We start from the raw sequence: 9839 nt of genomic DNA on the forward strand, positions 1-9839 counted from the left end.
TGACGGAGGAAGAGCCGCGGCGCCGCCGATGACGGCGTCGCGGTCCTTCCACGTCATGTCCAAACCGACGGGCGCGATCTGCAACCTCGACTGCGAGTACTGCTTCTTCCTCTCCAAGGACGAGCTCTACCCGGGCAGCGGGTTCCGGATGCCGCCCGACGTCCACGAGGCCTACATCAGCCAGCTCCTCGCCGCCCAGCGCGGCGCCGAGGAGGTCGTCGTGGCGTTCCAGGGCGGCGAGCCGACCCTCATGGGGATCGACTTCTTCCGCCGGAGCCTCGAGCTGGAGCGGCGATTCGCCGCACCGGGCCAGCGCATCCTCAACACCCTGCAGACCAATGCCACGCTGCTCGACGACGAGTGGTGCACCTTCCTGCGCGACAACGCCTTCCTCGTGGGTGTCTCGATCGACGGGCCGCGCGAGATGCACGACGCCTATCGCGTCGACAAGGGTGGCAAACCCACCTTCGACCGGGTCATCCGCGGACTCGAGGCGCTGGGGCGGCACGGCGTCGAGTGGAACGCCCTGACGACGGTGAACGCCGCCAACGGAGACCACGGCCGCGAGGTCTACACCTTCCTTCGCGACGAGCTCGGCGCCACGTTCGTGCAGCTCATCCCCATCGTGGAGCGGGTGACCCCTGAGCTGCTGCCCCTGGCCGAGTCCGGGTGGGGCGCGCGCTCGGGCGACCGGCCGCTCTACCTCCAGGAGGGCAACCTCGTCACGCACCGCACCGTGGGCGCCACGCAGTACGGCCGGTTCCTCGTCGACGTCTTCGAGGAGTGGGCCCGTCACGACGTCGGAGACGTCTTCGTCTCGATGTTCGACACCTCCCTCGCCCACTGGATGGGCATGGACCAGGTGGGGCTGTGCGTCCACGCCCGCACCTGTGGCGATGCCGTCGCGCTCGAGCACAACGGCGACCTCTACTCCTGCGACCACTACGTCGAACCGGACTATCTCATCGGCAACATCCGGCAGGGGCGGACCCTGCTCGAGCTCGTCGACTCTCCTCGACAGCGGGCCTTCGGGCAGGCGAAGCTCGACAGCCTGCCGGAGTACTGCCGTTCCTGCGACGTCCGGTTCGCCTGCAACGGTGGCTGCCCCAAGGACCGCTTCATCACCACCCCCGACGGTGAGCCCGGCCTGCACTACCTCTGCGACGGCTACCAGCTCTTCTTCCGCCACGTCGACGCCCCGATGCGTGTCATGGCCGCCCTGCTGAGGCAGGGCAGGGACGCCACCGCGCTCCGCGACTGGTACGCCCGCGCCGACGCGAGGCGCGACGCGACCGATCCGTGCACCTGCGGGAGCGGGAAGACCTGGGCCGACTGCCACGGGGACCAGCGTTGCTGACCCGTGCCGGAGCGCCCGTGGGGCGAGGGCCGACCGCGTCACGAACGACGCGGCAGTGACGTGCCGAGCTCGCCGAGCGGTCCTGTGGAGCGGCTGCGTGCGTGGGCTGACGCGCTGCAGCGACGCCACGGCATACTCGGCTTCCCGTATGCGGTGGTGAAGAAGTACGTGGACGATGGCGGGGGACGGCAAGCGGCGCTCATCACCTACTACGGGTTCCTCAGCATCTTCCCGCTGCTCCTCGTCGCCGTGGCGGTGCTCAGCTGGGCGCTCGTCAACCGGCCTGCGCTGCGCACGGAGATGGTCGAGGCGCTGGTTCCACCCGCACTGCAGGAGACCGTCAACACCGCCCTGATCGCCATGCCGACGTCCGGGCTCCCTCTTGCCATCGGCATCATCGGCCTGCTGTTCTCGGCCACGGGAGTGGTCCGCTCGGCCTACGAGACGCTCAACCACGTGGCCGCGGTGCCGATGCGGTCGCGCTTCGGCTTCGTTGCTCGCTATGCCCGGATCCTCCTGATGCTCGTCATCGTGCTGACGGGCGGTCTCGTCGTGGCCGCGCTCACCGTTGCCGCCGGAGCCCTCCCCGACATCGGTCAGCTGCAACGCCTCGCGGCGGGGGCGTCGTCCGCGCTCGTCGTGTTCGGAGTCCTCGTCACCGCGGGGAGAGTTCTCGTGGCCAGACCGGTGTCGTGGCGCAGCACCTGGCTGGCCGCGGTCACCGGTGCGCTGGCCGTCGCTCTCGTGCTCTCCGTCGGGGCTCGGCTGCTGGCCCTCCTCGTGACGAAGTCGGGTCCCGTCTACGGCAGCTTCGCCACCGTCGCCGGCATCTTCGCGTTGCTCTACCTCGTCAGCCAGACGCTGCTTTATGCCGCCGAGACCGCCGTCGTGCGCAGCAGCCGTCTGTGGCCTCGGGCCCTCGACCCCTCACGGCCGACGCCTGCCGACATCCGAGCCCTCTCGCGTCTGGCGACCGAGCAGGAGCGGCTGGTGGCCCAACGGATCACCGTGCAGTTCACGGCGCCGGGGGAGTGACGGTCAGAGGTATCCGCGACGTTCGAGCCAGCGCGAGGCGAAGAACCCCTCGGTCGCGGGCAGGTAGAACGTCGCCACGCGCCAGACCACGGTGGCCGCCATCGCCACGTCACTCGGCACTCCCAGCGGCACGAGCAGGCCCACCATGAGCGCCTCGGACACGCCGATGCCACCGGGGACCGGAACGATCCCCTGGAACAGGCTGGTCGCCACGACCACGACGGTGCAGGGCAGCAGGTCGAGCGGCGACCCCACGGCATACAGCGCCGCGGACAGCATCAGGCCCCACGCCAGCTGGATGACGAGCTGGACCCCGAAGAGGCCGAGTGCTCGGGCCGGTGCCTTCATGAGGTCCACCAGGGCTCCCCACGCAGAGGCGACGACCGGCACCACGCGGTCGTGCACTCTCTTCACCTTCCAGACCGCCAACAGGGCAACGCCGGCGAGCAGGATGACGAACGCAAGGACCAGCCGCAGGTCGATGTCGCTCGACGAGGTCGCGGCGATGTCGAACGCGACCGACCCGGTGGCGAAGGCCAGGAGGACGAGGATCACCTGCACGATGAAGCCCGACAGTCCGTCGATCGCACCCTGCGTCACCGCGACGGCCGGTGTCACGCCGTACTTGTAGAGGAAGGCCGCGTTCATCGTGACGCGACCGGCCACCCCTGGAATGGCGAACGAGATGAACGCGATGGCGCTCTGCAGGATGGTCGCCGGTCGGAGCGGCAGCGACCGACCGACCGCGAACATCATCGAGGCCGCCTGGGGGACGAAGACGAGCTGGCCCAGCACGACTGCCGCGACGATGATCCACCAGGTCGCGCCCTGCAGCTCGGCCCACAGCTGCTCGTAGTCCACCCCGGCCAGGACGGGGATCAAGGCGCCGACGAAGAGCAGGAGCACGACCAGTGTCAGCACATCTCGTGGCCCGACCCGTCGGAGCTTGACCGGTTCGGGCACCTGCACCCCCGTCTGCTCCACGACGCCGGCGCGCAGGGCCTTCAGCTCCCGTCCGACCGTGCGGGAGTGCCGTCGCTCTCGCGAGGGGATCGCCGGTGCCTGGAGATAGGCGAGTGCCGCCCCGAGGCGTTCGCTGCCAAGGCCCTCGTGGGCTGTGGAGACGGCGCGATCCACGCCCACCAGCTGGGCGAGACCGAAGAGGAGTCGGGCGATGTCGAGCTGGCGGTCGTGCTCACGCCGGTGCAGGGAGCCTGCCGAGAAGTTCGTGATGACCGGTACGCCGTCGTCGAGGCGAACTGCCGCCGGGTCCAGCGACCCATGGGTGATGCCCGCTTCGTGCAGCCGCGCGACGTCGCGCCACAGTCGCACCAGCTCTGCGTCCGACACGGTCTCGGGATCGAGGGTGTCCAGCCGGGTCCCACCGCGGGAGGTGGCGAGGACCGCCACCTCACCGGAGGTGCTCGCCGCGGCCAGCACCTCCGGCACCCTGACCCCAGCTCGTCGTGCAAGGACGGTGACGAGCGCCTCGTGCTCCGCGGCCTGCAGCCGCGAGAGGCTCAGGGTCACTCCTTCACCGCGGTAGACGATCGCCCGCCAGACCTTTGCCGCCAGCTGGGAGTCGGTCGCGTCGCGGCCGAAGGCCTTGATCTCGACGAGTCCGCCGTCGGCCGCCACCCCGATCATCCGGCGCACCCCCCACGACTGGTCGGGGTCCACCCGGATGTTCGTCAGGGGGAGACCCAGGTCGGTCAGCGCTTCCGCCACGGACGCGACGGCCGGGTAGCCGCGCGGCGACCCGAAGGCGAGCAGGATGCCGCCCGCACAGAACATCCCGATCCCGACACCCGCCATCGCGCCGCTGGGTCGGCCGAACCCGAGAGCGGGAGCAGCCACACCGGCCATGATGACCAGGGCCCAGCCGAGCTGACGGATGGGCCTGGCCAGATGGGGGGAGGCGGCCAGGAGCACCGCCGCCACCATGGCCACCCGAAGCACGGGAAACTGCGGGGGCACGCCGTCGGTGGCGTACTCAGGAAGCAGCGCAGGCCACAGCTGGTCGAAGGCAGCCACGCAGGCCAAGGTCACCAGCACCACGAGCGCCGCTGCGGTGAGGACGTCGCGCACCGCCGATCTGCGATGGGCCAGAGCGAGCACGACGACGACGCCGAGGGCGTAGACCAGCGCAAGGGTGTTGACGAGCTGGAGCAGCGACAGGGTCCACGTCGGGAGTGGGGCCACAGGCACGGGCTGCGTCGACGGCGTTGCCGTCAAGTCGCTCGTCTGGTCGAGGGTGGCGACGCTCCAGCCGAAGAGGGCCAGGCCGATGACGATCGTCGTGAGGTCGCTGGCCCGTCGGACCCGGGGCTGGTCGTCCGTGGCGACGAGGTATCGCGACCGATGGACCGTCGACCGGCCGGGTCCGCCCCCGGTCGAGGTCCGCCCCCGGTCGAGGTCCGGGTCAGAAGCGGTCGCGGCGGTCCTCCCTGCGGTCACCGCGGTCATCCCTGCGGTCTTCGCGGCGGTCCTGGCGGCGGTTCACGCCGTGGGCGACGACCATGGCACCGCCGACGGCTGCGACGGTCCTTCTCCTGCGTCGGGCTGCGAGTGGCATGTCATGCTCCTTCTTCTTCTGCGTCGGACTCCAGGGCGGCGATGACCGCCTGGATGGGGATGCGTCCGCTGGCGACCAGCTGGCCGCCGGCATGGCGTGCTGCTGCACCGAAGGGGGCGGCCCACAGGTTCTCCCACACGAGCACGGCAGCCGCGCTCCCGGGCTCGATGGTCTCGACGAGGTCCGCCACATCCTGCTCGCTGAGCAGCATGGCCAGCTCGGTCTCGTAGCTGCGCAGCTCGCCGATCTCGCTGTCCTCCATGTCGGCTGCCTCGAACGCCTCGAACCCACCGTCCTCGTCCTTCTTGAGGAAGAGCAGGTCGAGGATGCGGATGAGTCCGCGATCCACGTAGTCCTTGAGGATCGGTGCGATCTCACCGTTGAGCTTGTCGCCGGGAAACTCCAGCACGATCCAGTCGACCGGGCCGAGCTCGTCAATGTTGACCGTCATGTCATGCGCTCCTTCTCCATTCGTGATGTTCGTCCACTTCGGGCTGCTTCATGCCAGGCCAGGGGCCACGTCAGGCACGATCACTGTTCATCACGCTAGGGACGAGCTGGAGGCCGCGCCTCATCCGCCCGGGATGAACCTTCGGGCTCGCACTCAGAAATGACGACGGGCGTCCACGTCGGGCCTCGCACGACCCGACGGTCCAGGCTGCTAGGCGTCGGGTCCCGACCCCTTGACGAGCCAGCGGAGCTCACTGCGGTTGCGCAGACCCAGCTTGGCGAGGGCGGAGGCCATGTGCGACTTCACCGTGGGGGTTCCGATCCCGAGGGCCTTCGCGATGCCGGCGTTGCCGGGGTCGCCCGCGGGGCTCACGACGAGCTCGACGACGGCGCGCTCCCTGGGTGAGAGTCCGTCGAGCGGGTTCGGCGGCGGGGCGGTCGCTGCCTCTTCCGTGGCATGGGCACCGAGGCGCGTGACGAGTGCGGCCTGGACCTCGAAGCAGCGGCGACCCAGCGCCGTCAGGCGTTCCGCCGCAGATCCGTCCACGCCGCTGCGCTCCAGCTCGCCCCGCAGCTCCTCGATCTGCGAGGCCATCTCCGTCAGGGCCGATGCCGCGTGGTTCACCGCCATGAGCGTGCCTGCCCGACCGGTGTCGAGCAGCTCCGGATAGACGAGACCGAGGTCCAGCCGGCGGCTCGGCGACGCGGCGAGAACGCGATCGACGACGAGTCCGGCCAGCCAGCCCATCGCCGTCACCACCTCGTCGGTGAACGCCTCCGGCGAGTCCGACAACGCTCCCATGAGACCGATCACCCCGCGGTCGTCGACCATCGGCACCACGACGGCGTCGGCCGACAGGTCTCCGTCGCCGAAGCGCACTCCGTGGTTGAGCAGCGCACCGTCGTCGTCGCGGTAGCAGTAGGGCTTCCGTGACGCCACCACCCAGGCCACGACGCCACGGGGTCCGTAGGTGACGGTCCCCGTCTCGAGGAACCGCCCGTTGCTGAACATGTAGGGGTAGGAGATCTGACGGTCGCGTTCCTGGACCAGAGCGATGTAGAAGTCGTCCAGTCTCGAGATGGCAGCGACGGCGGCACGGCACGCGTCGTAGACGCCGAAGGCATCGCCCCGCTCGGCCTCGCGGATCATCTGGTCGGCGTGCCGCAGGGCACGAACCACGGGGTCGCTCAACGACATTAGCTCTCCATCCTCACGAGGCTCCGCCCGAGGCTGATGTCTCGGTCATCCTGGGGATGATCCTTCCTGACACGCGTCGGCGCCACAATGACGTGCCGGTTCCCGACGTTCTTGGAGGGGGCGTTGGGAACCGGGACACCTCACGGGCGCCGTGGAGGCACTCTGCTGCAGAGTGCCGTCAGGGGACCTTCGGCCCTGTCCTCCCTCTGGCACTCCTCGCGACACTGGCACCGGGGTCGGCCGTTCCGACTGGCCTCCCGCAGGAGGGAGTGGGTGCTCGGGATGCTGGGGTCCGTCAGGTCCGGGAGATCCCGGCACGGTGCACGGGTCAGGACTGCCGACCCGCAGTGGCGCGAGCTCTACCGCATCGGCGGAGTCTGCGCCTGGCTCTTCGTCGCGCTGATCGTGGTTGCGATCGTCATCGTCGCCACCACTCCGATGCCCCCCAGCAATGGCGGCGCTGCCACCCTCGACTTCATCGCCGCGCACCGGATGACGTACATCGTCGAGCAGCAGCTGTGGCTGGTTCCGGGCGTGTTCGCGATGGTGACCTACCTCGCCCTCTATCCGGCGCTCAAGGACGTCAACCGGAGCCTCGCATCGCTCGGCTCCGCCCTCGGCGGTGTCGCCTGGGCGCTCACGCTGGCCCTGCCGACGACGACGACGGGCGCACCGGCCCTCGTCTACCTCAGCGACCAGTATGCCGCCGCGACCGACGCCGCAGCACGTGCCGGACTCGCCGCAGCCGCAGAGGCGCTCGTGGCTCAGAACCGCACCACCGTCGCCATCGGGCCGCTGACGACCGTCGCCATGCTCGTCGTCTCGGTCGTGATGATCGGCGGCGTCTTCCCCCGCGCAGTGGCCTACCTGGGGATCGTCACCGGCCTGCTGGGCATCGCCGCCGAAGTCCTGCGCATGGTCGTCGAAGGCTTCTACGGCATCTACGGGGTGCTCCTGCCGATCTGGATGGCGGCAGTCGGCTGGCAGCTCTACCGGCTCGGACGAGCGCCCGACCCGCGTGAGGGTGCAGGGCTCAGCCGCCCCACCCCAGGGCCCCGACAGCGCGAGCCTCGACGAGCAGCGACGTGAGCAGCGCCGCGGTGTCCTCGAGGCCAGTGAGGGCCCGGGAGGTCTGAGGCGGAGCGACGCTGCGAGTCTCCGGTGCTCAGTGGCCGGCTCAGGCCCCGGTGGGGGGCGGCGGCCCGCTGCGGCGGATCAGACCGCGGGCGACGGCGATCGCCACAGCAGACGTCCTCGAGTCCGCGTCGAGCTTGGCGAAGATGTGCACGAGGTGGGACTTGATGGTGGCCTGCGAGACGTAGAGGCGCGCGGCGATCTGCTGGTTGGAGAGGCCTTCGGCCACGAGCGCGAGCACCTCCGTCTCGCGGCTGCTGAGGGCCGTGCGGGGCGCCCGCAGTCGCTCGACGAGCCGCTCGGTCACCGCTGGTGCCAGAGCGGACTGACCGGCGGCCGCGGCTCGCACGGCCGCCACCAGCTCCTCCGGCGGCGCGTCCTTGAGGAGGTAGCCGGAGGCACCGGCCTCGACGGCGGCGAGGATGTCCGCCTCCGTGTCGTAGGTCGTCAGCACGATCACCCGGGCAGCAGCGGGTGACCCGGTGATCTGGCGGGTGGCCTCGATGCCAGTCATGCCCGGGCCGAACTGCAGGTCCATCAGCACGACGTCGACGTCTCCGGCCGCGGCCCGCGCAACAGCGCTCTCAGCGGAGGCGACGTCATCGACCACGAGGAGGTCGGGCTCCGGCTCGAGCACCGCGCGGAGCCCGGCGCGCACGACCGGATGGTCGTCGGCGAGCAGGAGGCGGATCGTCGTCACCGGACCCCCTCGTCCGCCGGCGCTGCCGGCACGTCGTGCTCGTCAGGCGCTTCCTCCGCCGGCGGCGTCGCGGCCGGACGCGCGAACTGTGCCGACACGGCCGTGCCCAGCCCGGGTGCGGACTCCACGGCCAGGACGCCACCGAGCTCGGCGGCCCGGGACTGCATCGAGCGCAGGCCGAAACCTCCCGTGGCTGGTCCGGCAGCAAACTCCGGCAGCGGGGGCCTCGTGCCGAAGCCCGTGCCGTCGTCGACGACATCGAGGGTCACCGCGCTGTCCATGACGGTCAGCGTGACATCGGCCCGGGAGGCGTGGGCGTGCTGGGCCGTGTTGGCGAGCGCGGTCTGGGCGATGCGGAGCAGGGCCACCTCGACGGGGGTGCTGAGCGAGGCCGCGCCGGCCTCGTCGTGGAAGGACACGCGGATTCCGGTTCGCGCGGCGGTCGTGTCGCAGAGCCGCTGGAGGGCGGCAGCGAGGGTGGACCCCTCCAGATCCCGCGGAGCCAGCTCGCGCACGAACCGCCTCGCCTCGGCCAGGTTCTCCTGAGCCGTCTGACGGGCCTGCTCCACGAGGACCGCCGCCCTGGCCGTGTCGAGCGGCGCCGCCGGGCCCGCGGGCCGGGCGGGGTCGAGCGCCCGGCCTGCCGCGCGGAGCAGCAGCTGGATGCTGGACAGCCCCTGCGCCAGCGTGTCGTGGATCTCGCGGGCCAGCCGCTCCCGCTCGTCGAGCACCCCCGTCCGGTGCTGCACGGCTGCCAGCTCCGCCCGGGTCCGGTCGAGCTCGACGATGAGGCGCCGACGCTGCTCGGACTCGGCCTGCAGCGCGTGGTAGCCGTACACCGTGGCGATCGCCACCCCGGCCCCGAGCATCGGACCGATCGCCATCGCGGCCGTGAAAGTGTCCTGATGCCAAGCAAACCCAGCAACTGCTGCGGCAGTCGTCAGGGCAACGGCCACAAGCCCGGCAGGGCGCGGGAGCAGGTGCAGCAGCAGGAGGAACCACGGGAAGGCGAGGTAGACCGCCTCGGGGCTGAGGACCAGCAGGGCGAGCCAGGTGCCGAGCAGCACGGCCAGCCAGAGGCCCGCCCCACGCGATGACGCGGCGGCACTCCATCGCGACCCCACGGCATACACCGCGCCGACCAGAGCCGAGCACGCGAGCACCCACGGCCAGTCGTCACTCCCATCGACCACGCTGCGCACGGAGGCGAGTGCGAGCAACGCCGCCACCAGCAGGTGCAGTCCCCACCGCAACGAGGTGGGCACGGAGGTCGCGCCCCGCCGGGGTGCGGAGGTGGGGGAGTCCGCCCGGGCGGAGGCTGTGGGGGAGGGGGCACCTGGGGACATGTCCCGGCCACACTACGGCGGCGTGCCGGGCGGTGGCATCCATC

At 70.8% G+C, this 9839-nt stretch carries 9 protein-coding genes; 3 read left to right on the top strand and 6 right to left on the bottom strand.

Going from position 1 to position 9839, the window contains the following annotated elements:
• The first annotated feature begins 55 nt into the window (after positions 1–55).
• Together FHX52_RS04590 and FHX52_RS04595 are read left to right on the top strand one after the other, a co-directional pair.
• Positions 56–1357, top strand: coding sequence for an anaerobic sulfatase maturase (locus FHX52_RS04590; protein WP_221630480.1), 1302 nt, complete (start codon positions 56–58; stop codon positions 1355–1357).
• A gap of 60 nt (positions 1358–1417) precedes the next feature.
• Entirely contained in the window at positions 1418–2392 is a 975-nt protein-coding gene (locus FHX52_RS04595) for a YihY/virulence factor BrkB family protein (RefSeq protein WP_221630489.1), read from the top strand.
• Between the two features lie 3 nt (positions 2393–2395).
• Here the strand turns inward: FHX52_RS04595 and FHX52_RS04600 are convergent, their stop codons facing one another.
• The 4 genes from FHX52_RS04600 to FHX52_RS04610 all read right to left on the bottom strand — a co-directional run bounded on the left by FHX52_RS04600 (position 2396) and on the right by FHX52_RS04610 (position 6615).
• Positions 2396–4849, bottom strand: a complete 2454-nt coding sequence (locus FHX52_RS04600; RefSeq protein ID WP_141820320.1) for a lysylphosphatidylglycerol synthase domain-containing protein — start codon at positions 4847–4849, stop codon at positions 2396–2398.
• On the bottom strand, positions 4815–4967 hold the full coding sequence (locus FHX52_RS23745; protein ID WP_185747086.1) for a hypothetical protein: 153 nt from the start codon (positions 4965–4967) through the stop codon (positions 4815–4817). Before FHX52_RS23745 ends, FHX52_RS04600 begins: the two co-directional genes overlap by 35 nt.
• Before the next feature lies 1 nt (position 4968).
• Entirely contained in the window at positions 4969–5418 is a 450-nt protein-coding gene (locus tag FHX52_RS04605; RefSeq protein ID WP_141820321.1) for a DUF6325 family protein, read from the bottom strand.
• A gap of 210 nt (positions 5419–5628) precedes the next feature.
• Positions 5629–6615 carry a LuxR C-terminal-related transcriptional regulator gene (locus FHX52_RS04610; RefSeq protein ID WP_141820323.1) on the bottom strand — a complete coding sequence of 329 codons (987 nt, stop codon included), beginning with the start codon at positions 6613–6615 and terminating at the stop codon, positions 5629–5631.
• 282 nt (positions 6616–6897) lie between these two features.
• Here FHX52_RS04610 and FHX52_RS04615 point away from each other — a divergent pair, with 282 nt between their 5' ends.
• Entirely contained in the window at positions 6898–7704 is an 807-nt protein-coding gene (locus tag FHX52_RS04615; protein WP_185747087.1) for a DUF4386 family protein, read from the top strand.
• An 88-nt stretch (positions 7705–7792) separates the two neighbouring features.
• On the opposite strand, the gene FHX52_RS04620 is transcribed toward FHX52_RS04615, so the two are convergent.
• Both FHX52_RS04620 and FHX52_RS04625 read right to left on the bottom strand, forming a co-directional pair.
• Positions 7793–8449, bottom strand: coding sequence for a response regulator (locus FHX52_RS04620; protein ID WP_141820326.1), 657 nt, complete (start codon positions 8447–8449; stop codon positions 7793–7795).
• Entirely contained in the window at positions 8446–9795 is a 1350-nt protein-coding gene (locus FHX52_RS04625) for a sensor histidine kinase (RefSeq protein ID WP_141820327.1), read from the bottom strand. The genes FHX52_RS04620 and FHX52_RS04625 overlap by 4 nt, the downstream gene beginning before the upstream one ends.
• Between the last annotated feature and the right edge of the window lie 44 nt (positions 9796–9839).

Source organism: Humibacillus xanthopallidus (genome assembly GCF_006717145.1).
GTDB lineage: Bacteria > Actinomycetota > Actinomycetes > Actinomycetales > Dermatophilaceae > Humibacillus > Humibacillus xanthopallidus.

Bases quoted from the DNA above. Each gene is read 5' to 3' on its own strand.
- FHX52_RS04590 (WP_221630480.1), top strand. From the start codon at position 56: ATGTCCAAACCGACGGGCGCGATCTGCAACCTCGACTGCGAGTACTGC.
- FHX52_RS23745 (WP_185747086.1), bottom strand. From the start codon at position 4,967: ATGCCACTCGCAGCCCGACGCAGGAGAAGGACCGTCGCAGCCGTCGGC.
- FHX52_RS04605 (WP_141820321.1), bottom strand. From the start codon at position 5,418: ATGACGGTCAACATTGACGAGCTCGGCCCGGTCGACTGGATCGTGCTG.
- FHX52_RS04610 (WP_141820323.1), bottom strand. From the start codon at position 6,615: ATGTCGTTGAGCGACCCCGTGGTTCGTGCCCTGCGGCACGCCGACCAG.
- FHX52_RS04615 (WP_185747087.1), top strand. From the start codon at position 6,898: ATGCTGGGGTCCGTCAGGTCCGGGAGATCCCGGCACGGTGCACGGGTC.
- FHX52_RS04625 (WP_141820327.1), bottom strand. From the start codon at position 9,795: ATGTCCCCAGGTGCCCCCTCCCCCACAGCCTCCGCCCGGGCGGACTCC.